This window comes from Kribbella italica, from assembly GCF_014205135.1.
In the GTDB taxonomy this organism is placed as follows: domain Bacteria; phylum Actinomycetota; class Actinomycetes; order Propionibacteriales; family Kribbellaceae; genus Kribbella; species Kribbella italica.
In genome coordinates, this window is record NZ_JACHMY010000001.1 from 3,710,388 (window position 1) to 3,733,132 (window position 22,745).

General features: G+C 69.9%; 20 protein-coding genes. 7 read left to right on the forward strand and 13 right to left on the reverse strand.

Going from position 1 to position 22,745, the window contains the following annotated elements; all coding sequences use genetic code 11:
• Window positions 1–36: 36 nt before the first annotated feature.
• On the forward strand, window positions 37–1,338 hold the full coding sequence (locus HDA39_RS17115; RefSeq protein ID WP_337925774.1) for a citrate synthase: 1,302 nt from the start codon (window positions 37–39) through the stop codon (window positions 1,336–1,338).
• 286 nt (window positions 1,339–1,624) lie between these two features.
• On the opposite strand, the gene HDA39_RS17120 is transcribed toward HDA39_RS17115, so the two are convergent.
• The 8 genes from HDA39_RS17120 to HDA39_RS17155 form a co-directional block, all read right to left on the reverse strand.
• Window positions 1,625–4,348, reverse strand: coding sequence for a DUF4153 domain-containing protein (locus tag HDA39_RS17120; RefSeq protein ID WP_202893025.1), 2,724 nt, complete (start codon window positions 4,346–4,348; stop codon window positions 1,625–1,627).
• Window positions 4,345–5,046 (reverse strand): response regulator transcription factor, encoded by a 702-nt coding sequence (locus HDA39_RS17125; protein WP_184796202.1) that lies wholly within the window; start codon window positions 5,044–5,046, stop codon window positions 4,345–4,347. The genes HDA39_RS17120 and HDA39_RS17125 overlap by 4 nt, the downstream gene beginning before the upstream one ends.
• A gap of 159 nt (window positions 5,047–5,205) precedes the next feature.
• On the reverse strand, window positions 5,206–6,615 hold the full coding sequence (locus HDA39_RS17130; protein WP_202893026.1) for a hypothetical protein: 1,410 nt from the start codon (window positions 6,613–6,615) through the stop codon (window positions 5,206–5,208).
• A gap of 22 nt (window positions 6,616–6,637) precedes the next feature.
• Window positions 6,638–7,498, reverse strand: coding sequence for a MurR/RpiR family transcriptional regulator (locus tag HDA39_RS17135; protein WP_184796203.1), 861 nt, complete (start codon window positions 7,496–7,498; stop codon window positions 6,638–6,640).
• Between the two features lie 95 nt (window positions 7,499–7,593).
• Entirely contained in the window at window positions 7,594–8,421 is an 828-nt protein-coding gene (locus HDA39_RS17140) for a tetratricopeptide repeat protein (protein ID WP_337925775.1), read from the reverse strand.
• Window positions 8,422–8,599: 178 nt separating this feature from the next.
• A complete protein-coding gene (locus HDA39_RS43740) occupies window positions 8,600–10,411 on the reverse strand; it encodes an NAD-binding protein (protein WP_184796205.1) in 1,812 nt (603 codons plus the stop codon).
• Window positions 10,359–12,032 carry a coenzyme B12-dependent isobutyryl-CoA mutase large subunit gene (locus HDA39_RS17150; protein WP_184796206.1) on the reverse strand — a complete coding sequence of 558 codons (1,674 nt, stop codon included), beginning with the start codon at window positions 12,030–12,032 and terminating at the stop codon, window positions 10,359–10,361. The genes HDA39_RS43740 and HDA39_RS17150 overlap by 53 nt, the downstream gene beginning before the upstream one ends.
• A gap of 66 nt (window positions 12,033–12,098) precedes the next feature.
• Entirely contained in the window at window positions 12,099–12,599 is a 501-nt protein-coding gene (locus HDA39_RS17155) for a MarR family winged helix-turn-helix transcriptional regulator (protein WP_184796207.1), read from the reverse strand.
• A 191-nt stretch (window positions 12,600–12,790) separates the two neighbouring features.
• On the opposite strand from HDA39_RS17155, the gene HDA39_RS17160 reads away from it, so the two are divergent.
• The 3 genes from HDA39_RS17160 (at window position 12,791) to HDA39_RS17170 (ending at window position 15,432) form a co-directional block, all read left to right on the forward strand.
• A complete protein-coding gene (locus HDA39_RS17160) occupies window positions 12,791–13,225 on the forward strand; it encodes a DUF4231 domain-containing protein (protein ID WP_184796208.1) in 435 nt (144 codons plus the stop codon).
• Window positions 13,226–13,310: 85 nt separating this feature from the next.
• On the forward strand, window positions 13,311–14,048 hold the full coding sequence (locus HDA39_RS17165; RefSeq protein WP_184796209.1) for a maleylpyruvate isomerase family mycothiol-dependent enzyme: 738 nt from the start codon (window positions 13,311–13,313) through the stop codon (window positions 14,046–14,048).
• Window positions 14,049–14,985: 937 nt separating this feature from the next.
• A complete protein-coding gene (locus tag HDA39_RS17170) occupies window positions 14,986–15,432 on the forward strand; it encodes a VOC family protein (RefSeq protein WP_184796210.1) in 447 nt (148 codons plus the stop codon).
• Here HDA39_RS17170 and HDA39_RS17175 read toward each other — a convergent pair.
• Both HDA39_RS17175 and HDA39_RS17180 read right to left on the reverse strand, forming a co-directional pair.
• The gene (locus HDA39_RS17175) at window positions 15,404–15,970 is read right to left on the reverse strand and encodes a dihydrofolate reductase family protein (RefSeq protein ID WP_184796211.1); all 567 of its coding nucleotides are present in this window, start codon (window positions 15,968–15,970) and stop codon (window positions 15,404–15,406) included. The two genes, HDA39_RS17170 and HDA39_RS17175, sit on opposite strands and share 29 nt — an antisense overlap.
• A 34-nt stretch (window positions 15,971–16,004) precedes the next feature.
• Window positions 16,005–16,775, reverse strand: coding sequence for a DinB family protein (locus HDA39_RS17180; protein ID WP_184796212.1), 771 nt, complete (start codon window positions 16,773–16,775; stop codon window positions 16,005–16,007).
• Between the two features lie 479 nt (window positions 16,776–17,254).
• Between HDA39_RS17180 and HDA39_RS17185 the strand changes: the two genes are divergently transcribed.
• Complete coding sequence (locus tag HDA39_RS17185; protein ID WP_184796213.1) at window positions 17,255–17,809, forward strand: DUF3592 domain-containing protein; 555 nt, start codon at window positions 17,255–17,257, stop codon at window positions 17,807–17,809.
• A 102-nt stretch (window positions 17,810–17,911) separates the two neighbouring features.
• Here the strand turns inward: HDA39_RS17185 and HDA39_RS17190 are convergent, their stop codons facing one another.
• Window positions 17,912–18,973 (reverse strand): phosphotransferase family protein, encoded by a 1,062-nt coding sequence (locus HDA39_RS17190; protein ID WP_184796214.1) that lies wholly within the window; start codon window positions 18,971–18,973, stop codon window positions 17,912–17,914.
• A 478-nt stretch (window positions 18,974–19,451) separates the two neighbouring features.
• Window positions 19,452–19,931 (reverse strand): MarR family winged helix-turn-helix transcriptional regulator, encoded by a 480-nt coding sequence (locus HDA39_RS17195; protein WP_184796215.1) that lies wholly within the window; start codon window positions 19,929–19,931, stop codon window positions 19,452–19,454.
• A gap of 113 nt (window positions 19,932–20,044) precedes the next feature.
• Here HDA39_RS17195 and HDA39_RS17200 point away from each other — a divergent pair, with 113 nt between their 5' ends.
• Window positions 20,045–21,133 carry an epoxide hydrolase family protein gene (locus tag HDA39_RS17200; RefSeq protein ID WP_184796216.1) on the forward strand — a complete coding sequence of 363 codons (1,089 nt, stop codon included), beginning with the start codon at window positions 20,045–20,047 and terminating at the stop codon, window positions 21,131–21,133.
• Window positions 21,134–21,307: 174 nt separating this feature from the next.
• Here HDA39_RS17200 and HDA39_RS17205 read toward each other — a convergent pair whose 3' ends face one another.
• Window positions 21,308–22,237 carry an alpha/beta hydrolase family protein gene (locus HDA39_RS17205; protein ID WP_184796217.1) on the reverse strand — a complete coding sequence of 310 codons (930 nt, stop codon included), beginning with the start codon at window positions 22,235–22,237 and terminating at the stop codon, window positions 21,308–21,310.
• 58 nt (window positions 22,238–22,295) lie between these two features.
• Between HDA39_RS17205 and HDA39_RS17210 the strand changes: the two genes are divergently transcribed.
• The gene (locus tag HDA39_RS17210; protein WP_184796218.1) at window positions 22,296–22,685 is read left to right on the forward strand and encodes a MerR family transcriptional regulator; all 390 of its coding nucleotides are present in this window, start codon (window positions 22,296–22,298) and stop codon (window positions 22,683–22,685) included.
• The last annotated feature ends 60 nt before the right edge of the window (window positions 22,686–22,745 follow it).

Genomic DNA, 22,745 nt, shown 5'->3' on the forward strand with positions numbered 1-22,745 from the left:
TTGATCAAGTCAACATCAACGTTCCTGGAGCCTGGCGTGCCCGATCCGAGTGACGAGCATTACCTCACCACCGCCGAGGTCGCCGCACGCCTGAAGGTGAAACCCGAGACCGTCTACGCGTACGTCAGCCGAGGCCTGCTCACCAGCACCCGAGCCCGAGGCCGCCGCGGCAGCCTGTTCGTAGCCGCCGAAGTCGCCCGCCTGGCCGGCCGCACCGTCGACCACCCCGGCGCCATCGAACGCATCGAGTCCCAACTGACCCTCATCACCGAGGACGACCTCTACTACCGAGGCCACCGAGTCAGAGACCTGACCACCACCCACACCGTCGAATCAGTAGCCACCCTCCTCTGGACCGGCACCCTGCCCACGCCGACTCCCCCTTCGGCGCCCCCCGGAGCCGGGGCGGCGACCGGGGTCGGTGCGGGGGCCGGGGCCGGGGTCGGTGCGGGGGCCGGGGCCGGGGTCGGGGCAGGGCCGGTGGGGTTTCCGGCGCCGGTTGACGAAGTCGGATTGGCGCGGCGGGCGATGGGGGCGGCTCCGGCGGCCGCTCGGTTGACGGACAAGCTGCGGATCGCGGTCGCCGTACTGGGCGCGGGGGATCCGCTCCGGTACGACCTCTCACCTCAGGCTGTCGTACTCACCGCTCGCCGTCTGCTCGGCGTCCTCGTCACTGCACTTTCGGGGCCTGATACTGACTCCTCGCAGACCTTCGGCAGCCGCCTCCGGCTGAAGCTCGCCCCAAATGCTGCACCGAAGTTGGCGCCGGGTGCCGCGCCTCTGCCGGAGCTGCTGGATGCCGCTGTCATCCTGCTCGCCGACCACGGGCTCGCCGTGTCGACGATCGCGGCGCGCGTCGCCGCCAGCAGCCGCGCCAACCTGTACGCCGTCATCTCGGCCGGGCTCGGTGCGCTCGACGGGCATCTGCACGGAGCCGCTCCGACGCTGGCCTACGACTTCCTCGGGCGCGCGCTCGACGATCCGACCAAGGCGTTGTCCGACCAACTCCGGTCGGGGGAACCAGTTCCCGGGTTCGGGCACACGATCTACCAGGAGCGCGATCCGCGCGCGGAGGTGCTGCTCGGGATGCTCGGGGATCATCCCGTCGTCGCGACCGTCGAGGAGCTGACGGCTCGCGTGCCGAGTTTCCCCAACTCGGACCTGGCCTTGGCCGCCGTACTGCACGCGCACGATCTGCCGGGTGAGGCCGGTGAGGCGCTGTTCGCGATAGCCCGGATGATCGGTTGGACCGCGCACGCGCTGGAGGAGTACGCCGCACCGCCGCTGCGGTTCCGGACGCTGGGGGTCTACACGGGTCCGGAGACGTCGACCGACTGACGGTCGAGGTCGAGCGTGCCACCGCCGTCCGGCGCGCGTCGATCCGTGCCACGCGATGCCGTGAAGACTCGGCCGACCGAGTTCAAGCACGGCGACCCCCCGAGCGGGCACCGGCCAGCGCTGTCGGAGGCAAGCCGGCACACGCCCGAGCAACCACCCGGGGCTCGCGCGAGCAGTGTGGAAGGCAAGCCGGCGCACCCCCGAGCAACCACCCGCGGATCGCGCGAGCGCTGTGGAAGGCAAGCCGGCACGCATCCGAGCAACCACCCGGAGGCCGCGCGATCGGTCAGCCCGTCGGGCAGTTGGGATCCGGGGAGATGCGGCCCGTCGAGTTCGGGCTGATCAAGTCCTGGGCCCGATGACGCCCGAGGTTCCACTCGAGCCAGTCGTCGGTGCTGCGTTCGTAGCCGGACAGGGCGCAGTGCTCGACCTCGTCGGGCAGCGTGGCGAGGACCGGTACGGCGTCGTCGGACAGGCTCTGCAGGTACCACCAGTCGACCTTGCCGGTGGCGGTGTACCGGTCGACGTTGTGCTCGGCGATCCACGCATCAGGGTTGATTGCCGCGAGCATCAACAAGAGACTCGCACCGCTGAGCAGCGCGGCACGAGGCAACCAACCGGCCTTCAAGGTGATGCCGGCAACCATCACGCCGATGACGAGCAGCCCGAGCCAGCCCTCGAATACATCCACGAGCAAGCGCAGTTCGGTAAACCCGTACGCCTGCTGGTAGACGTGCATGCGATAGAGCGCCGAGGCAACGACCACGAGCGTCAGGGCGCAGAGCAGTCCGAGTGAGACACGCAGCCAGAGGACGTCGGCGGACGTCGTACGGGGTGTTTTGCGGGCGGCGGCCCAGACGACGAGCAAGGTGAGGGCGGTCGCGACGGTTAGTTGCCCGAAGCCCTGATGCACGTACTCGGCGTACGTCAGGCCGGTGATGCGCTCGAGGTAGTCGTGGCCGCCGAAGATCACCGTGGCCTGGGCGGCGAGGAAGACGAGGAACACGCCGTCGACGAGCAGGACCGGGGCGAGCCACTCGTACCGGCGGGCGACCGGGCGCGCCGTACCGGAGTCGACCTCGACGTCCGGCGGGTTGAGTCCGAGGTACGTCGCCGCGAGGACGACGCCGCCGACGGCGACGGTGATGAAGGCGCGGAGGACGAAGGAGTCGAGTTCGAGGTCGGGGACGATCGCGCCCACCCACTCGCCGAACACGGCGTCGGCCGAGGAGAACAGGAGGCCGAAGACGAGCACTCCCAGGACGCAGAGGACGACGGTGCGCACCATCGCCGCGTTGGCCCGCAGACCACCGACGGCCCGGGCCGAACGGCCCAGCCAGGGCAGGCCACGGAGAGCAGCGAGCGGCCAAGCGAAGCCGGCGAGGACGAAGGACGGCACGCTGCGGCCGTTGACCAGCGCGGTCATGCACAACGCGCCACCGGCGAACAGGCAGAGGACGGCGATCCACTCGGCGTCCCGTACGACGACTGTTGCTGCCAGCAACAAGCACAGCGCCGCGCAGGTCAGGGTGAACCGCGACCGCCGGTTGACCCTGAACCCGAGGATCACTCCCCCAGCCGCCACCAGGACGACGAACGTGCCCAGCCCGAGATCGCGGAACGGCAGCACGATCCCGGCCAGCAGGCCGACGCCCAGGCACCAGAGCACGGCCCGCAAGCTGCCCGGCACCCGCGCGTCGGGCCAGAACTTGCCGAACATCAGGTCCATCCCGGACTCGGGTGCACGGGGCACAGCAGCGGATGCGGTGCCGGGCGGAGCGATGGTCGCCGTACCGGACCCAGCACTCGGCAACGTCAGCGGCTTGCTGGCGGCCGGTGTGGCATCGGATGGAGCGTTGGAGGCGGCGTCGGAGCCCGCAGTGGGCCGCTCTGGGCTGTCACCAGGTTTCGTCATGGTCGGTTTCTGTGCCTCTCTTCGTGCTGGGGCGAACGGGCGGGGGCGGTTCGGCAGGTCGACGCGAACCCGGGCGCCGCTGCGACGCGGCTCGGGGTCGACGAAGTGGATGGTGCCGCCGTGCAGGTCGGTGACCCAGCGGGCGATCGCCAGGCCGAGGCCGGTACCGCCGCCACCGTCGGTTTCGGCGAGGGTGCCGAAGCGTTCGAACACGCGATCGCGGTCGGCGGCGGGGATGCCGGGGCCGTCGTCGGCGACCTCCAGGCGCCAGCCGTCGGGCGACCGCTGGGCGCTGATGCGAACCTCCCCGCCGGCCGGGCTGTGGCGGGACGCGTTGTCGAGCAGGTTGGCGATCAGCTGCTGCAGTCGCGCGGGGTCGGCCGGGACGGTCAGGGCCACCGGGGTCACGCGTACGTCGTACCGGACTTGGCGGCCGGTCACCCGCGCCTCGGCGACGGCGCGGTCCAGCAGGTCCTGTACGACGACCTGGGTGGTGGTCAGTTTGGCTTTGCCTGCGTCGACGCGGGCCAGGTCGAGCAGGTCGGAGGCCAGCGCTGACAGGCGTTCGGCCTGGTCAAGCGCTGTGCGGAGAGCGACGGGGTCGGGCTCGGCGACGCCGTCGACGAGGTTCTCCAGTACGGCGCAGAGGGCGGCGAGGGGGGTGCGGAGTTCGTGGCTGACGTTGGCGACGAGTTCGCGGCGCTGGCGGTCGACGGCGGCGAGGTCTTCGGCCATGCGGTTGAAGGCCCGGCCGAGTTCGCCGACCTCGTCGCTGGAGGAGGCGGTGACGCGGACCGAGTAGTCACCGCGCGCCATGCCGCGGGCTGCGGCCGTCATCTCGCGCAGCGGGGAGGTCATGCCGACGGCGAGCAACTGGGTCACCGCGAGTGCCAGCGCGACAGTGACGGGGATGCTGAGCCAGACTGGCACGCTGCCGACGGCGCCGACCGCGGCCAGTACGGAGGCCAGGGTGGTGCTGACCGCCACGAGCAGGCCGAGCTTGGCCTTGACGGAGCGCACCTGATCGAGAGGTGCGGACCGCGGGGCTCGGTCGACGGGGGTGAAGGAAGGCGAGGGCTCGCTGGGGTTGTTCATGCGCTGCCGCCTGGTTCCAGGGCGTAGCCGATGCCGTGGACGGTGCGGATGCGGTCGGGGCCGATCTTGGCGCGCAGCGCCTTCACGTGGCTGTCGACCGTGCGGGTGCCGGACGCACCCGGCCAGCCCCACACCTCGGCGTACAGGTTCTCGCGGGTCAGTACGTCGCCAGGAGTGCGCGCCAGGCACAGCAGCAGGTCGAACTCCGTCGGCGTCAGGTGGATCTCCGCGTCGCCGACCCACACCCGGCGAGCGGCGGCGTCGACGCGGAGGTCACCGAGGTCGGGGGTGTCCACGCGGTTCGCCAGCTCGGCGGCCCGCTCGACGCGGCGGAGCAGGGCTCCGACCCGCGCGACCAGTTCGCGCATACGGAACGGCTTGGTCAGGTAGTCGTCGGCGCCGACCCCCAGGCCGATCAGGATGTCGGCCTCGTCGTCGCGAGCGGTCAGCATCAGGACCGGCACCGGGCGCGCTGCCTGGATCCGGCGGCACACCTCGTGGCCGTCGAACCCAGGCAGCATCACGTCCAGCACCACGAGATCGGGCTGGGCCGACTCGTACTGCGTCACCGCGCCTGGTCCGTCCCAGGCCTGGACGACGTCGTACCCGGATCCTCGCAGCCGGTCGGCGACCGCCTGGTTGATGACCGGCTCGTCCTCGACGACGAGGATCCTCGCGCCCGCTGCGTTGACTGGCATGCTGCGAGCCTAGGAGCCGGACTGGTCAGGAACCGGGGACGACTCGTGAAGGTTCTGTGCAGGTCCACCCGTACGCCGTACGCCCGCCCGCCGGCTGCTCCACCCGAAGGAGCAGCCGTCGCGGCGGGCTCAGCGGTCGCAGACCCGGCGAGCCCGGGATCAGCGGGTGTGCAGGTGGAGCAACTGCGCGCCGCCCGCCGGGAGGTTGACCGGCAGGCCGCTCCCCCGGTTCGCGCCGAACTTCGCCGAGACCGGGTGGAACACGTCGACGCCGGTCACCTTCGCCGGGTTGAACGTGAGCGTCGTCCGGGAGGCCGCCGAGTGGGAGCGGTTGGCGACCAGCAACCAGCGGTCGGTCGACGCGGCATCCCGGGAGCGGAACGTGCCGATCACCGTCGGCGAGCCGGTGACCCCGGTGACGAGATCCGTGGGCGTGAAGCCGACGGTCCCGTTCGGCAGCGGGGTCTCGTTCGCGTGGACGACAGACTCCGAGACCAGTGGCTTCAGCTGGCGTCCGACCGGGTGCAGCCAGGAGTTGTTGATGTTCTTCGCGGCGGCGTACCGGGGTGTGCGCTTGCCGTCGACCGTGATCAGCGCCGGGCCGAAGCCTTCGCCGCGGGCGGCTTCCGGCGTCCAGTAGGTGAAGTACTGGATGCCCTTGGCGCCGTACGCGAGGCTGATGTTGATCTGCCAGAGCAGCTCGGCGGCCGTCGGTTCGCGGTGGCCGTTGTAGGCGAGGGTCTGGATGAAGACCCACGCCGGCACGTTGCCGCGCAGGGCGGCGTCGCGGACGATCGCCCAGTTGTGGAAGTAGTTGCCGTCCTCGCGGCCGTCCGAGAGCAGCGGGTAGCGGTCGAAGGAGACCAGCGAGGGTTTCACCACGTCGACGAAGGAGTTGTAGTACGCCGGGTCGTCGGACGGGAGCAGATTGATGTACGGCAGCAGGTGCGGGGCGAGCTCGCGCGAGACGGCGAGCGCCTTCGCCAAGGTCGGGTACCAGCCGGCGCCGGGCTCGTCGTAGAAGTTGAAGCCGGCCAGCGAGGAGTACGGGCCGTACGCGTCGCGGGCGCGGGTGTAGAACTCGCGCGCCTCGGCCGGGGTGATCGTGAGGAAGTCCGTCGGCTGGTCGGAGATCGAGAACCAGCGGGACATGTTGCGGATCTGGATGTCGTCGGAGATCAGCATCTGCAGGCCGGCGGTCCGGGCCAGGTCGAGCTGGTACTGGAAGATGTTGCCGTCGCCGGCGTAGTTGCCGGAGATGACGAAGTCGAAGCCGGCGTCGGCGATCTCGGTGAAGCGCTTGGCGGTGCTCTCGTAGGGGTGGGGTGGCCAGAAGAGGCCGATGGGGAAGTCGGGGCCGCCGGTGAGGGGCAGGTCGTCCGGTGAGGGGACAGATAAGTTGTCAGGGGCAACTACTTGGGATGCTTCGGTGGGGCCGGAGACGGGCGGGGCTTGGGCGGCGGGTGCTGCTGCGGCGGGCGCTGCAGTCGCTGCTGCGGCAGCCGCGGCGCCGGCGCCCAGGAGCAGCGTACGGCGGCTCGGTCCTAGCTTCTGGTGAGGGCTTTGCATGGTTCCTCCAGGGCGGTGGAGCTCAGCGGTGGGGTGTGCGATGGTCGGCGACCGCTTCTGCGGTGCGGTCGAAGGCTTGGACGGAGCGCTGGTAGTCGCGCTGGGCGACTCCCAGGTAGAGCGCGTCGAGCACGATCATCTGCGCGTGCCGGCCGGCCATTCCACCGGTCCGGAAGGTGATGTCGCGCGCGGCGGTGACCAGGACGAGATCGGCCTCGCGTGCCAGCCGGGACCGCGGGTAGTTGGTGACGGCAACGGTGGTCGCCCCCAGGGCCCGGGCCCTGCGCAACGGTTCCAGCACCTCGTTGGTCTCCCCGGTATGAGAGATGCCGAGGGCAACATCTCCGGCGCCGAGCAGGGCCGCGCTGGTCAGCGCGTTGTGCACGTCGCTCCACCCGCAGGCGACGTGCCCGATCCGGTGCAGTCGCAGCCGCAGGTCGTCGGCGACGGACGCCGACCCGCCCACGGCGTACAGGTCAATGCGTCGGGCATCGACGAGAGCCGAGACGGCCTGCCCGAGCGTCGTGACGTCGAGCTGGGCGACCGTGTCCTCAAGCGCCTTGGTGTCGGCGCGCAGCAACGTCCGGAGCAGGTCGTCCAGCGTGTCGTCAGGGCTGACCTCGGTGCCGGTCCCCCGCTCCCAGCTCGTGCTGCCGCGACCACCCTCGGCCGCCAGCGCCAACCGGAGTTCGGCGTAGCCGCCCAGCCCGAGCGCGAGACAGAACCGCGTCACGCTCGGCAGCGACGTACCGCAGCGTGCGGCCAGTTCACCGATCGTCGAGGACGCCACGGCGGCCGGGTCGCGCAGGACCTCGTGCGCGACCAGCGACTGTGCCGGGCTCAGCGCCGGCAGCAGACCGTGGATCCGCGCTTCCAGAGACATGTGAATGATTCTCAGAAGCCAGCCCGGCAACTGTCAATAGTTCACACCCAGAGACAAGGAAATGGGTGGCACCCACCGGGGTGCCACCCATGCACTCAGAACAGCGCGGTCATCAACTGCTTGCGCGCCCGGATCACCCGCTCGTCGTCACCGCCGACCACCTCGAACAGCTCCAGCAGGTGCAGGCGCACCGTGTTGCGCTCGTCGCCGGCCGTGGCCTGAATCGTCCGGATCAGCCGGGCGAACGCGTCCTCGACATGGCCGCCCATCAGATCCACGTCGGCGACCAGCAACTGCGCCTCGATGTCCTCAGGGTGCTCGGTCGCCCGCGTCCGCACCTCGGCCGGTACGTCGCGCGTCCGCTTCACCAGCTGGACCCGCGCGAGCCCGGCCTTCGCCTCGGCGTCGGCCGGCGTCTCCCTGATCAGTGCCTCGTACGCCGCGATCGCGCCGTCCAGGTCACCGGCGGCGACAGCGTCCTCGGCCGCCTCGTACCGCGGGTCCACCTCGGGCTCCGCGGCCTCGTCACCAGGCGCGGCCGGGCCGACCGGCTCGGCGCGACCGGTGATGCCGTTCGCCACCGCGACCGTGAACAGCTGGTCCAGGTACTGCCGCGCCTCGGGCTCGCCCAGCGCGCCCTGGAACAGCGGCACGACCTGGCCGCGCAGCACCGCGATCACCAGCGGGATGCTCTGGACGCCGACCGCCTGGGCCAGCTGCGGGTTCGCGTCGACGTCGACGCGGGCGAGCACGAACTTGCCGTCGTACTCGGTCGACAGCCGGGCCAGCACCGGGCTCAGCGCCACCGACGCCTCGGACCGCGGCGACCAGAACTCGACCACCACGGGGTGCTGGACGGACCGCTCGATCACGTCCGTCTGGAAGGTCGGCTCGGACACGTTCAGCACGTACGGGCCGGTCACGCCGCCGGGTCCGGCCGGGCCACCAGGACCGGGGCCGCCCGGGCCAGGGCCACCAGGGCCAGGGCCGCCGGGGCCCGCGGGACGCGCGGGCGGCTGCCGCAGGGACGACAGGTCGATCGCTCCAGGTCGGGAGAAGTTCGGCTGGCTCACCGCTGCCCTCCGGTCACTACGTCTCGGTTCATGGTCCTATCCTCCCCGACCGGCCCGGTCGGTGTGGCGCGCGGGTCACCAGCAGCAGCCTGGCCAGCCCGCTCCGGGTCCCCGCGACGGCCAGCCGGGTGCCTGCGCGCAGGGTCCGTTCGAAGGTCGGCGACCAGTCCCAGTCGACTCCGTCGGCCCGGGCCAGCACCCGCAGACCGCCCGGCTCGTCCAGCTCGCCGAGCCGCCGTCCGACCGCGACCGAGTCCCGCTCGACGGTCACCTCGGTCAGCAGCAGCACCCGGCGTCCGGCCGGGACGGTCGCCTGGGTACGCCGGTTCGCGACCGCGGCCGCGATGGCCGGCGCGACCAGCATCGACACCGACCGGCTGTGCCCGAGCCCGAGCATCCGCTCGACCTTGTGGGCCAGGTCGTGGTCGAACATCCGCATCGTGATCCGGACGTCGTCGTTCAGGTCCCGGACCACCATCGCGGTCTCCAGGTTGGTGATGTCTCCGTCGGTCAGCGCCAGCACGGCCTGGGCCTGCGGCGCCCCGGCCAGCCGCAGCGTCTCCTCCTGGCTGCTGTCGCCCATCACCAGTGGGATCCGCAGCCGATGAGCGGTCTGTACGCCGGGCGCCTCCTCGTCCTGCTCGACGCCGACCACCGCGACGCCGCGCTCGGACAGGATCTCCAGCACGCGCGCCCCGACCGTCCCGAGCCCGCAGACGATCACGTGGTTCTTCGGTCTCCCCCGGACCCCGCCGATCACCCGCGACAACCGGGCCCCGATCAGCGAGTCGACGATCACCGCGGTCAGCAGCGCGACCAGCACGATCCCGGTCAGCTGCACCACCACCGCCGCGACCTTCGCGTACGGCGGAGCGTCGGCGAACACGTCGTCCTCGATCCCGGCCGACGTCACCGCGCCCATCACCAGGTACAGCGCCCGCAGCCACTCGACGCCGGTGATCCAGTGCGTCAGCGCCGTACCGATCACCACCAGCGAAGCCATCACCGCCGCGATCACCCGGACCCGCCGATCCAGCACGTCCCGCGTCGCCATCACCCAGCCCGTACGCCGTACGTCGCGCTTGCGCCGCAGGTGATGGACGCCGGTGCCGAGCACGATGTCCCCGGCCGGGTCGTCGCTGGACTGCGGCAGCAGGTCGGGTGTCGCCGACGAGGTCGTGTCGGCCAGCACCGTGACCTTCTCGCGGATCAGCGCCGCCGGACCGGCCACCATCCGGCGGCCGCCGAGCTCGAGCCAGGTCAGCTCGTCGTCCTCGAGCGCGTCCGCGACGAACGCGGGCGCGGCCAGCGACGGGCCGGAGATCACCACGCAGTCGCCGAGCAGCTGGTGCAGCTGGGCACCGATCCGCGGGTTGACCATCTGGACGACGATCCGCAGGTTCTCGTCCATGTCGCGCGCGGTCAGCGCGGTGTGCACGTTGTGGACGTCGTCCGCGTCGAGCAGCACCAGGGCCCGCGCGGCCGACGGCTTGGTCCCGTCGGAGTCGATCCCGGCGCGCCGCAGTACGGACTCGCGGACCACCCGGACACCCATCACCTGCGCGCCGAGCTCACCGATCCGCTCGATGTGCCGCGACGCCGGGTTGACGATCGCGGTGACCTGCTCGCCGGAGCTGACCAGCTCGGTGACGACGCGCAGCATCGTGCGGTCGGACCCGCAGACCACCACGCCCCTGCTGTCCGGGGTCTGGGCCTGCTTGTCGGCCTGGGTGGAGGCACGGCCCCGCCGGCGCCCTGTGGACGGCGGGACCTCCGGGACGGCGTCCTCAGAAGCGGGCGGGCTCTCGGTACTCGCCCCACTCGATCCGAAGAACGTCACAGATTTCCCCCATCGTGGCCTCCGCACGCGCCGCCTCCAGCATGGGTTCGATCAGGCTGCCGGTCCCCCTTGCCGCTGCGACCAGCGCCGTTAGAGTACGACGCACCTGGTCCTCGTCGCGTTGCGCCTTGCGCGCCGCGAGCACCCGGCACTGCTCGACCTCGACCTCGTGACTGACCCGGAGGATCTCCAGCTCGCCCGAGACGGTGTCGGTCAGCGTGTTCACGCCGACGATCTTCTTCTCGCCCTTCTCCAGCTTCTGCTGGTACTCGAAGGCGGCGTCGGCGATCTCGGCCATGAACCAGCCCTCCTCGATCCCGTGCAGGATCCCGGCCGTCATCGAGCCGTCCGGGCTCATCTCCTTGATCCGCGCGAAGATCGCCTCGGCCTCGGCCTCGATCTGGTCGGTCAGCTCCTCGACGTACCAGGAACCGCCGAGCGGGTCGGCGACGTTGGTGACCCCGATCTCCTCCATCAGCACCGACTGGGTCCGCAGCGCGATCTCGGCCGACTGGTCGGTCGGCAGGGCGAGCGTCTCGTCGAGCGCGTTGGTGTGCAGCGAGTTCGTGCCGCCGAGCACCGCGGCGAGCGCCTCGACCGCGGTCCGGACGACGTTGAGCGTCGGCTGCTGGGCGGTCAGCGAGACCCCCGCGGTCTGGGTGTGGAACCGCAGCCACTGCGCCTTGTCGGTCTTCGCGCCGTACTCGTCGCGCAGCCAGCGGGCCCAGATCCGGCGGCTCGCGCGGAACTTGGCGATCTCCTCGAAGAAGTCCAGGTGGCTGTCGAAGAAGAACGACAGCCCGGGCGCGAACACGTCGACGTCCAAGCCTCTGGACAGCCCCAGCTCGACGTACGCGAACCCGTCGGCCAGCGTGTACGCCAGCTCCTGCGCGGCCGTCGAACCGGCCTCGCGGATGTGGTAGCCGGAGACGCTGAGCGGCTTGTACGCCGGGATGTTGGCGGCGCAGTACTCCATCAGGTCACCGATCAGACGCAGGTGCGGCTCCGGCGGGAACAGCCACTCCTTCTGGGCGATGTACTCCTTGAAGATGTCGGTCTGCAGCGTACCGTTGAGCTTGGTGATGTCGGCGCCCTGGCGCTCGGCGGCGACCAGGTACATCACGAACGCCGGGACGGCCGGCCCGGAGATCGTCATCGAGGTGGTGACGTCCTGCAGCGGGATGTCCTTGAACAACCGGTCCATGTCGGTCGCGGAGTCGATCGCGACGCCGCAGTGGCCGACCTCGCCGAGCGACTTGGGGTCGTCGGAGTCGCGGCCCATCAGCGTCGGCATGTCGAACGCGACGCTCAGGCCGCCGCCACCGCCGTTCAGGATCATCTTGTACCGCGCGTTGGTGTCCTCGGCGTTGCCGAACCCGGCGAACTGCCGGATCGTCCAGGTCCGGCCGCGGTACCCGGTCGCGTAGAGGCCGCGGGTGAACGGGAACTCGCCCGGCCAGCCGATCCGCTCCATCCGCGGGTCGTCGTACCCCTCCGGCGGGCCGTAGACCGGCTCGACCTCACTGCCGGACAGGGTCGTGAAGTCCGCCTCCCGCCGCCGGGAAGCGTCGTACCGCGCCTGCCACCGGCTCCGGCCGGCACCGATCTGCTCAGCGTCCATGGTCCCAAAATACTAGGACGTCCAACTATTTCCCAGTGCGGGGAGGTGTCAGCGGTGTTCGGGGCCTCAGAAGTCGCCGGCGTTGTGCCGCAACGGCTCGAGCACGGACCACAGGACCTTGAGCTGCTCGTCGGTCAGTCCACGCAGCGCGAAGTCGGCTTTGACCAGGTCGTCCGTCGCTTTCTCGACCAGCTCGCGCCCCTCGGCGGTGATCTCGCAGAGCACCGCGCGGCCGTCGTCCGGGTGCGGCGTGCGGGTCACCAGACCGGCCGCTTCCAGCCGCCGGACGATCGAGGTCACCGAGGTCGGATGGACCTGCAGGCGCTCGCCCATCTTGCCCAGCGGCAGCGAACCACGCCGCGAGAACGTCAGCAGCACCAGCGCCTCGAACCGGGCGAAACTCAGGTTGTGCTTGCGCAGGATCTCGTCCAGCTCACCGATCACGATCTGCTGGGCCCGCATCAGCGAGGTCACCGCCCGCATCTGCTCCACCGCTCCCCAGCGCCGCCCCCACTGTCGCGAAGCCTCGTCGATCGGGTCGAACGGCAACGGTTTCTTCCTCGCCATGCACGAAACACTAGGGCATGTCTGGTGGTGCTCCGCCGTAGCGAGCAGGTGCCCGGTGCGGTAGCTCGGCGTGCGGGAGACGAGCGATGCGAAGCATCGTGAGCTTGGCTCCCGTGTGCCGAGGTGCCGTGCCGGGTGCCGCGCAGTAGGCGGGGCACCACCAGACATGCCCTGACCGTACTGTGCTGACCATGGACCCCGACTTCCCCGCCCTGGGCGCCGAGTCGCCCGCGGAAGAGCTGATCGGTATCCGCTTTCGCTGGTACGCCCAGCAGGCCCGGCGGCATCGGCTGGCCTACCTCTGGCTCGGCGTCGTCCAGCTCGCGGCGGCGCTGCTGATCGCCGTGTCGGTCGCTCTCGACGCCCCGCTGTGGTTCGCGCCGTCGCTGGGCGGGCTCATCGCGCTCGCCGAGGGGGCGCGGACGCTGTTCGGGCTGCGCGACACGTACCCGACGTACCGGCGTACGGCGGAAGAGCTGCGCAACGAGGCCTGGTTGTACGCCGGGCGCGCGGGGCGGTACGCCGAGGCCGAGAATGCTGCTCAGTTGCTGGCCGAGAGGGTCGTCGAGCTCAGCAACGCGGAGACGGCCGGGTGGGCGTCGGCCGTGCGGGAGCGGAACGCCTGATGTTGCGGAGGCCCTGACGGTGCGGACGCCTGACGGTGCGGATGCTGCGTCGGAAACTGTCCGTGGGACCTGCCATGATCTGCGGATGTCGTTGTCTGCTGCTTTCTATCTCGACTGCCTGCGGGCGGATTCGGCGCGCCTCGCGGAGGTCGCGCGCCTCGGCCTGACCGCCGACGTCCCGCCCTGCCCTGGCTGGACCGTCGAGTCGGTCGTCCGGCACACGGCGACCGTCTACCTGCACAAGATCGAGATCCTCCGCCTCGGCCGCCTGCCCGACCCGTGGCCGCCGGACCTCGACGCCCGCGAACCACTGAGCCTGTACGACGAAGCCCGCTCGGCGATCCTGAGTGCCCTGGAGCAGGCCGGCACCTCGCTGGAGACCTGGACCTTCTCGCCGACGGACAAGACGTCGGGCTTCTGGTACCGCCGGATGACCCTCGAAACCGCCGTCCACCGCGTCGACGCCGAGCTCGCCCACGCCGTCGCGACCCCGATCGACCGCGACCTGGCGCTGGACGGCATCGACGAGGTCCTCTCGCTGATGCTCGGCGGCCCGTGGTGGGCCGAAGGCGACACCACGTCGCCCGTCGACGCCACCGTCCGCGTCACCGCCGAAGGCAACTCGTGGACCACCAAGGCCGACGCCACCAGCGCCACCGTCACCCGCGACACCGACGCCGACGTCGCCGCCGAGATCTACGGCGACCCCACCACCATCCTCCTGTGGCTCTGGGGCCGCGCCGACACCGACGCGGTCCAAACAGCCGGCTCCCCCGAAGCAGTCCAAGCCTTCCGAGCCCGAGTCGCCGAGTGCACAACCTGACGCCCAACCACCACCACACTCATCGAGGCCTAGCACCCCATGAGTGGATCGCCACTCAGGAACAACCTGATCCACCGGTGAATGCATGTCCTTCGCCGTCCTGGACTCAGCCACACTCCTGAGCGACGCCGTCCTCAAGAACCTCGACTCCCCCGAGCCCGGCTACTGGACAACGGCCCCGCCCCGCGTCCGAGGCATCCCTCCCAGCGCCCCTGGACGCCCTCACGACCTGGGCCCTCTCATACGGCGTACAAGCCGTCGATCTCCTGCACCAGCTCGACAACCCCGCCTCCTGCCGAGTCGCCATCAAGGCCGGCTACCCACTCAAGGCAATCAAGCCGGCCCAACCACCGAACCACCCCCTAGACGGCCAAGTCCACCGCCGCCATCGCGAGCCGCGTGATCAGGCGTGGGCGGCGAGGTAGTGGCCTTGGCTTGTGGTTACCGCAGGTCCGGGCCGTCGCGACCGCCACGACGACGAGTCCGAATCGACCGACCGCAGCCAACCGGTCAGAACGCGCCACAGGATCGCAACACACCGACGTCCACCACTGATCAAGCGCCGCGTTGCACAGGTTCCCACGCTCAGCCCAGGCAGAAGACCGACTCTCACCGGAGGTTGATCAGTGGGGGTGTCACGCCACCACGACCGCAAGTCCGAAGCGACCGACGGCAGCCAACCGACCCACCGGTCGGAACGCCCAGATGCCCCGACTCCCGAACGCCCCCACAGGATCGCGACCAACACGACGGCGAATCCGATGCGACCGAGCGCGACCGCCCCGGCGTACCGGTCGGAACGCCCGATGGGATAGCGGACCGCCTGCACGCCAACGCGACGAGCACAGCGCACTCGCGCCGCCCCCTGCCGACGCCATCAACCACCTGCGCCGAAATCCTATCGACGCCCCGCGCTCACCCTCCGTACGGTGGCCGCATGGGCCTGCGTATCGGTGCACTGATCGTCGACTCCACCGACCCCGGGCGGCTCGCCAGGTTCTGGGCGGAGGCGCTGGACTGGGTGATCAGCCGGGACGTCGATCCCGAGTGGGTCGTCGAGCCGCCCGAGGGAAGCCGCGAGGACTGTGTCGTGGCCGACCTGCTGTTCATCAAAGTGCCCGAACCACGCTCAGGCAAGAACCGCCTACATCTCGACCTCCGCCCGGAGGACCAGGCAGCGGAGGTCGCCCGGCTGGAAGCACTGGGCGCCACCCGCGTCGACATCGGCCAGGGCGACGACCGCCCGTGGGTCGTGATGGCCGATCCGGAGGGCAACGAGTTCTGCGTCCAGAACGCCCATCCACCAGAGGTCCACGCCGACTGGCTCCGGCGGTACGACGCTTACCAGCCGACCCTCAACCATGGAGCGTCGGCCGATAGATGAGCTCCTGAATGCTGCCGTCAAGTGTCCGGCTCTCGAGCAGCTCCAGGTCGAAATCCTTGGTCCCCAGGAAGATCGGCTCCGCCCCGGTCTGACCGGTGATCACCGGGAAGATGGTCAGCAGCACCCGATCGACCAGCCCGGCGTCCAACAGCGATCGGTTGAGCAGCAAGCTCCCGTTCGACCGCAACGGAACCGGCGACTCCTCCTTCAACCGGCCCACGACGTCGACGGCATCGCCATACTCGAGCGTCGCGTCCGGCCAGTTGAGCGGCCCCTCGAGCGTCGCCGACACGACCGTCGTCGGCAGGTTGTACATCCGGGCATTCACCGGGTCGAGCTCGATCGAGCCGAGGATCTCCGCCATCTGCCGGTAGGTGTTGGCGCCGAGCACCATCCGCTGCTCCTCGCCGTACAGCGCGAGGCGGCGCTCGAGGAACTCGGGCCCCTGCTTGCCCCAGTAGCCACCCCAGTCGCCGTCGTCGTACGAGGCGAACCCGTCGAGAGTGGAGAAGACGTCGAAGGTGTAGATCGCGGTCATGAAAGGCTCCTTGTCTACGGTGCGTTCACCCCCTCTACGAACGCACCGGCCCGGATCTGACAGCCTCCAGCACCGCAAGATCCCGTACGGCGTACCGGTGGTGCTCGGCCTCCTCCTTCAGGATCACCTTCAGGCACCGCCGTACGACGTACTCCTGGTCCGGATACGGGTCGGCCGGCTTGCGTCCGCAAACCCGATCGAGCTCGGCGTCGGTCAGTGCGTCGACGGTCTGCCGCATCACGGCCATCCGCGCGCGCCGGGCGTCGAGCACCTCGTCGAGCGTCGGCGTGGCGTCCAGGCTGAGCCCGAGGTTGGCCGCCTCCTCGTCCGGCGTCCCACCGGCCGGGTACCCCAGTGAGTTGTACGGGGCGGCTTCCTCGAGCACCGCGTTGCCGAGCCAGGCATCACTCGCGAACAGCAAGTGCCGATGGGTCTCGACGAACGACCACTCCCCGTCGACCCGCTCCTGAAGCGTTGCTTCAGGCAACTTCCTTGCGCGCTCGATCGTCGCGGCCCACAACCCCTCGACGACGTCCCAGACCGCCCGGTAGTCCTCGACGCTGCGCGCTTCCCGCGCCGCCACCCGCGCCGGATGCTGCCGATCGAGCTCGCCCTCGACGTACGCCGTCACGTCGACGTCGTTCACCACGAGCCGCTCGAAAGCCCCACCGACGTAGACGTCACTCCCGTAGCAGTCGACGATCTTCAGCCCGTCGACCTCACAGTCACGAATCTCGAGCCCGGCAAGGTCCGACAGATGAATCCGCCCACCCCGAAACTGTTCACTTCGCAAGAACTCAGCCATACCGGCAGTCTGGCGCACGCCTCGGACATTTTTCCGCGACCAGCCTTGGCCGCTCACAACCAGCGCCGCTACGGTTTGCAAGCACCGACGCCGAACGCACCCCGAGGCGATGGTGCGGTTGGCGGGTCTGGGTTCGCTGGGATCCGATCCGGCGGGCGTGGAGCGCGCAGGCTTCGCTCGCCTGGGGGTGGTCGAGGTGGACGGCTTGTTCGACGGCGCTGCTCAGATCCTGCACGAAGCCGGCACCGAAGCGGCGACGTCCGCCTCATCGGTAGTCCGTCCAACGGGTTGGCCAAGCTCATCGCGTCGACTGGTCGAGAGGGCTGAAGTGGGAGAGAACGTGGACTGGCTCGGAGTACGGCGCTGCTGGTGCCGCTGGCCGGCTCGTTCGGCCGCGGTACCAGCCTCGTCGGGTCGTCCACGCCGGCGTATCCCGCGGTTGGCCAAGCTCATCGCGTCGACTGGCCAAGGAGGCTGAGGTGGGAAAGGACGTGGACTGGCCCGGCCGGGGGCCGACATGGCTCGGTGTGCCCGCGCTGGTGGTGGCGGTGGTCGGTGGGTTGGGGCTGGCGGAGATTTCGCATCGGCAGGGGTTCAGCCGGGACCTGCTGACCAACGGGACGGAGACCGTCGCATCGTCGGTGCAAGTGGACGTGAGGCGCGGCGGCATCAGCAATCCGGAGGTCGTCTTTCGGACTACTGACGGCCGGGAGATCAGGACCGCACTGGCCGACGCCCACGTGAACGGCGACGAGGGCATGGCGGACGGACAGCAGACGCCGCGACCTGGGACCCGATACGCGGCGCCCTTGACGATCGTCTACCGGCCGTCGGACCCGTCGGTGGCGCTGGCCTTGGTCGACGCCGGCGAGTGGGTCGCGGACCAGCACACGGCGCGTCGCGGGAAGTGGATGATGACCGGCGGGCTCGCGGTGACGCTGATCGCCCTGGCCGGGCTGAGCCGTGGCGCGCGGAGACGAGGGCTCGCGTGGTGGCAGTGGTACACCGCCGCGCCGCCTACCGGAGCAGACTGAGGAGCCGCTCGGCTCGCGTGGTGGCAGTGGTACGCCGCGCCGCCTACCGAACAGACTGAGGAGCCGTCCGGCTCGCGTGGTCGCGGTGGTACGCCGCGCCGCCTACCGGAGCAGACCGAGGAGCCGTTCGGCCTGTGCTTCGGCGGTTCCCGGCGGGTTGCGATGCGCCGATGGACCGCCCGGGCGGATGAGCGTGAGCCAGAACGCCGCAAACAACCGCCGCGCGGCCCGGAGGCGCTCAGCATCCACGTCATACCGGCTGAGAAAGGGCCGCCAGTCGGTGCCGCGAGAGGCGAGGTGCTCAACAAGGTTGGCCAACTCGACAGCAAGGTCGCTCCGCCCGGAGTCCTCGAAGTCGATGATCCGTACGCGCTCACCGTCCCAGAGATAGTTCGCCAGATTCGGATCTCCGTGCCCGATCACAGGCACCCGCGGCTCCACCAGTTCGTCAGCGTCCGCCCCCGCCAGCCACTCCCGCGCCACCTCATGCGCCTCGGCAATGACCCCTCCCCCATCCCAGGACACGACCGACCGCCTGACCCGAGCAACAAACCGCCCACAATCAATCGACTCGACGCCCTCCGAAGGAACCGACCACAACGCATCAAGCGCCACCCGAAGCCCATCCAGCTGCGCCGCCGACAAACACCCACCCATCGGTACGCCGGCAAGCCGACTCATCACCACCACCGGCCGCCCCGCCCCTGCCCTCACCTTCCCCAACGCCCTCGCCCCCAACTCCACCCCGGACTCCGGCCGCTGCCTCAACTCCCGCCCCCGCTCCAACCCCGCCGCCCCCGGCTCCCGCTGCGACTCCAGTCCCGACTCCGAACCCGCCCGCTCCCACTCCGGCCCCGGCTCCGGCCTCGGGCCCAGCCCCGACGCGACTCCCGGCTCTGGGCCTGACCCCAGTCCCCGGCCCAGCTCCCGCTCCGACCCCGCCCCCAGTTCCCCCTCCAGCCCGGGCCTGCGCTTCCCCTCCAGCTCCGGCTCCCGCTCCGGCTCCGGCTCCTCGAGGCCGATCGGCACCGGTACCAGGTCAGGCCTCGCAGCAGAGATCACCTGCAGCGCAGCCCACTCCCGCAGATGCTCGTCCCGGCTCCAGTCCACGTACGTCTTGGTCACAACCTCACCGAAGATCTCCACCTGATGCGTCTGACTCATCGCTCTCCCTCCGGATGATCGACTCTGCGCTCAAGGTGCACTGCGCCAGCGCATCGGCCAAGTCAGCAGCGGCTAGCAGCCCAGCACCCGGCGCCCAGCACTCGGCGTTGGGTCCTCGACGCTCGACCCTCGGCGCTCGGTGCTCGGTGCTGGACTCGGCGAACGGGATCCGGAGGTCGGGCCAGCTCCGGTGCACTCGGTGCTGAGTCCTCGGCGCTCGGTGCTTGCCCCAGTGAACGTGATCCGGAGGTCGGTCGGCTCCGGTGTGCTCGGCGCTCAGCCGTCGGTGCACCACCCGGTGAAGATGAACCGGAGGTCGGGTCGGCTCCGGTGCACTCGGCGCTGAGTCCTTGGCGCTCGGCGCTCGACTCGGTGAACGTGATCCGGAGGTCGGGCCAGCTCCGGTGCACTGGGCGCCCGATGGACGCGGTCGTGGTTCCTCGCGACGACTCGGCGCTCGGCACACGGCAGTCAGCACTCAGCGCCAAGGTGCCTCGGGCGTACCTGCGCCCTGGTCGTGGTGGGCGACCAACCTGGTCAGTAGCCCGTTCAGCTTTCGTCGGTCTGCTGGGGACAGTGGTGCCAGTAGCTCATCCTGGCACTTGGCCAATTGCTTCTCGAGGACCCGCAATCGCCGCTCGCCCGCTGTGGTCAGAGAGATCACGTTGCGCCGCCGGTCGCCCGGATCCGGGGATCGCTCGACGAAAGAGTCCTCGGCCAGCTCGTTGAGCGTTGCCACCATGTCGCTGAGATGGATCCCGCTCCGTCGTCCCAGTTCGGCCTGGCTCGCCGGCCCGAACTCCTCCAGCGTCGCCATCAGCCGGTAGTGATACCCGCGCGCGCCGACCGACGCGAAGCCCTCCGCCAGCAACCGCTGCGAATGGGCCGCGGTCTGCGACAACAGCCAGCTGGGCAGCTTCATCCACGCGGGGGACGTCTTCTCGGACGAGTTCTCCATCTCTCCACTCTAGCGAATCGTTAGTCTCCCTAACGATCATGCTATCGTTCGGACTCTAAACGTTAGTCACTCTAACGTTAGTCAAACCAACGATCAACAAGAGCCGGTGACCCATGATCAAGCCCTTTTACATCGCCATCCCTCAGGCCGACCTTGACGACCTGAGCGACCGCCTCGCCCGCACGCGTTGGCCGAACGAGGTCGTCGACGCCGGCTGGGACTACGGATTCCCCCTGGCCCGCCTCAAAGAACTCGCCGACCACTGGCGCACGACGTACGACTGGCGCAAACACGAGGCCGAGCTCAACGAACTCCCCCACTTCACCACCGAGATCGACCACCAGACCGTCCACTTCCTGCACCTCCGCTCCCCCAAGCCGGATGCTCTCCCGCTGATCCTGACCCACGGCTGGCCCGGCTCGTTCCTCGAGTTCCTCGACATGATCGAGCCGCTGTCGCAGGACTTCCACCTGGTCATCCCCTCCATTCCCGGCTACGGCTTCTCCGGCCCGACCCACGAACGCGGCTGGGACACGGTCCGCATCGCCACCGCCTGGGACGAACTGATGAACCGCCTCGGCTACCACCAGTACGGCGCCCACGGCGGCGACTTCGGCGCAGGCATCTCCCTTGCCCTGGGCGCGGTAGCCCCTGACCGCGTCGTCGGCGTACACGTCAACTACCTCCCCACTCGCCCGGACCCCGACGTAACTCCCGAGCTGTCTGCGACCGACGAGGCCCGGCTCGCCAAGATCAAGCACCTGATGGCCAATCGCCCTCCGTACCAGGCTCTTCTGGCCTCCGCCCCGCAGACCATCGGCTACGCACTCACCGATTCACCGGTTGGCCAGCTGGCCTGGATCGCCGAGCGCTTCGCCCAGTGGACGGATCCGGCCACACCGATCGACGACGACCGGATGCTGACCGACATCTCCCTGTACTGGCTGACCGCCACGGCGGCGTCCTCGGCCCGTCTCCACCACGACGCCCCACGCCGCATCGAGCCGTGCCTCGTACCGGTCGGCGTCGCGGTCCTCCCGCACGACATCACGCAGTCGATACGCCCCCTGGCCGAGCGGCGCTACCAGATCGTCCACTGGTCGGAGCTCCCTCGCGGCGGCCACTTCGCCGCGATGGAGGTCCCCGACCTGCTCGCCGAGGACGTCCGCGCGTTCTTCCTCGACCGGACGGCCCGCAGCTAGGGCCTGCCGCTCAGATCTCGCCGCCCCGAATGCCACGCAGCAGGCGGGACAGGCCTGGGCCTGGGCCTGGGCCTGGGCCTGGGCCGGAGCCGGGAGCCGGAGCCGGAGCCGGAGCCGGGCACCGCAGTTGACGGGACACGCCTAGGCCTGTGCCGCGCAGAAGGCGGGGCATCCCTAGACCTGCTTGGACTCGATCTTCCCGATAGCGCGGCTGGTTGCCGACAGCCCCTTTTGTACCGCGGCCCAGCTCGCGCTCTCGATCCCGAGCGCATGCCGGAGATAAGCCCAGGTCGCCTGCTGAATCAGGGACACGCGATCCGGGTCCTCGTCCGTCGTCTCCCGGACCTCGTACCCGGCGATCCCGCCCAGCGAGTGCTCGCCCCCGAACACCGTCAGCAGACTCTTGTCGCCAGGGCTGAGGTGGTACGGATCCATCGTCCAGTCCGGCCCGCGATGCGACAGCGGCAGGTCATCCTTGTCCCCGGCAACGACCAGGGCCGGCGCGGTCAAGTGGGTGAAGTCCGGGTTCATGAACGGGAAGTGCTCGGCCGCGTACGGCGTCAGATCGGCTCCGCCCTTGCCTGCGGTGGCGATCAGTACGCCGGCCTTCACCCGCGGGTCGGAGAGGTCCTCGCCGACCCGCGGGTCGAGAACCCGCAACCCCAGCAGCACCCCCGCCGACTGACCGCCGAACGAATGCCCAGCCACGGCCACCCGGTCGCGGTCGATCCGCCCGGCAAGCCCCGGCACGGCGTCCTCGATCAGATCCAGTTGGTCAAGGACGCGCTTCAGGTCGTCGACCCGGTACCGCCACAACCGCGCCGTACGGGGATCCTCCGGCGCCAGCCCGACGGTCCTCGAATCGAGATGCGTCGGCTGAATCACCACGAACCCACGAGCGGCCCAGAAATCCGCGAGCGGCCCGTACCCGTCCATCGACGACCCGTAGCCGTGCGACAAGACGATCAGCGGCAGGTCTCGTCCGCCCACCGGCGCGCTGACTTTCACCAGCAGATCCGTACCGCGGTCGGGCGGCCGCAGCTCGACCGGTTTGACCGAAACAACGGGGCTTGCCGGTGTCGTTCCGGCGTTCGATGTCATCATGGAACCACGTTAAAACCTGACGCTGACGTCAGAGGCAAGAGCTGTTACGGAGGTCACCATGCGCATCGGCGAACTCGCCACCCGGGCAGGAGTCAGCGTCCGCGCCCTGCGGTACTACGAGGAGCACAACCTCCTCGACGCCACCCGCAGCCCCAGCGGCCAGCGCCTCTACCCCGAGAGCGCGGTCGACCGGGTCCAACTCATCCAGCAGCTGTACGCCGCCGGCCTGTCCAGCAAGTCGATCCTCGACCTGCTCCCCTGCGTAGTCGACGGCCGAGCCACCCCCGCCCTCCTCACCCGCCTGTCGACCGAACGCGACCGCATCACCGAACAGGCCGCCAACCTCCTCACCACCCGCGACAAACTCGACCAGATCATCACCGCCGCGTCGACCAACGCCCGAACGGGTCAATCCTGCCGCCCGCCAAAGCCGGAACAGGCGGGTTGAATCAGCCCATCGCCAACTTCCTGGCCAGTGAGGCTCTGGCCGGGAATTCTTCGAAGGAGA

Excerpts from the sequence above, each read along its gene's own strand:
- HDA39_RS17120 (WP_202893025.1), bottom strand. The coding sequence starts at position 4,348 with ATGAACAACCCCAGCGAGCCCTCGCCTTCCTTCACCCCCGTCGACCGA.
- HDA39_RS17125 (WP_184796202.1), bottom strand. The coding sequence starts at position 5,046 with ATGCCAGTCAACGCAGCGGGCGCGAGGATCCTCGTCGTCGAGGACGAG.
- HDA39_RS17130 (WP_202893026.1), bottom strand. The coding sequence starts at position 6,615 with ATGCAAAGCCCTCACCAGAAGCTAGGACCGAGCCGCCGTACGCTGCTC.
- HDA39_RS17135 (WP_184796203.1), bottom strand. The coding sequence starts at position 7,498 with ATGTCTCTGGAAGCGCGGATCCACGGTCTGCTGCCGGCGCTGAGCCCG.
- HDA39_RS17150 (WP_184796206.1), bottom strand. The coding sequence starts at position 12,032 with ATGGACGCTGAGCAGATCGGTGCCGGCCGGAGCCGGTGGCAGGCGCGG.
- HDA39_RS17155 (WP_184796207.1), bottom strand. The coding sequence starts at position 12,599 with ATGGCGAGGAAGAAACCGTTGCCGTTCGACCCGATCGACGAGGCTTCG.
- HDA39_RS17160 (WP_184796208.1), top strand. The coding sequence starts at position 12,791 with ATGGACCCCGACTTCCCCGCCCTGGGCGCCGAGTCGCCCGCGGAAGAG.
- HDA39_RS17165 (WP_184796209.1), top strand. The coding sequence starts at position 13,311 with ATGTCGTTGTCTGCTGCTTTCTATCTCGACTGCCTGCGGGCGGATTCG.
- HDA39_RS17170 (WP_184796210.1), top strand. The coding sequence starts at position 14,986 with ATGGGCCTGCGTATCGGTGCACTGATCGTCGACTCCACCGACCCCGGG.
- HDA39_RS17175 (WP_184796211.1), bottom strand. The coding sequence starts at position 15,970 with ATGACCGCGATCTACACCTTCGACGTCTTCTCCACTCTCGACGGGTTC.
- HDA39_RS17180 (WP_184796212.1), bottom strand. The coding sequence starts at position 16,775 with ATGGCTGAGTTCTTGCGAAGTGAACAGTTTCGGGGTGGGCGGATTCAT.
- HDA39_RS17190 (WP_184796214.1), bottom strand. The coding sequence starts at position 18,973 with ATGAGTCAGACGCATCAGGTGGAGATCTTCGGTGAGGTTGTGACCAAG.
- HDA39_RS17195 (WP_184796215.1), bottom strand. The coding sequence starts at position 19,931 with ATGGAGAACTCGTCCGAGAAGACGTCCCCCGCGTGGATGAAGCTGCCC.
- HDA39_RS17200 (WP_184796216.1), top strand. The coding sequence starts at position 20,045 with ATGATCAAGCCCTTTTACATCGCCATCCCTCAGGCCGACCTTGACGAC.
- HDA39_RS17205 (WP_184796217.1), bottom strand. The coding sequence starts at position 22,237 with ATGATGACATCGAACGCCGGAACGACACCGGCAAGCCCCGTTGTTTCG.
- HDA39_RS17210 (WP_184796218.1), top strand. The coding sequence starts at position 22,296 with ATGCGCATCGGCGAACTCGCCACCCGGGCAGGAGTCAGCGTCCGCGCC.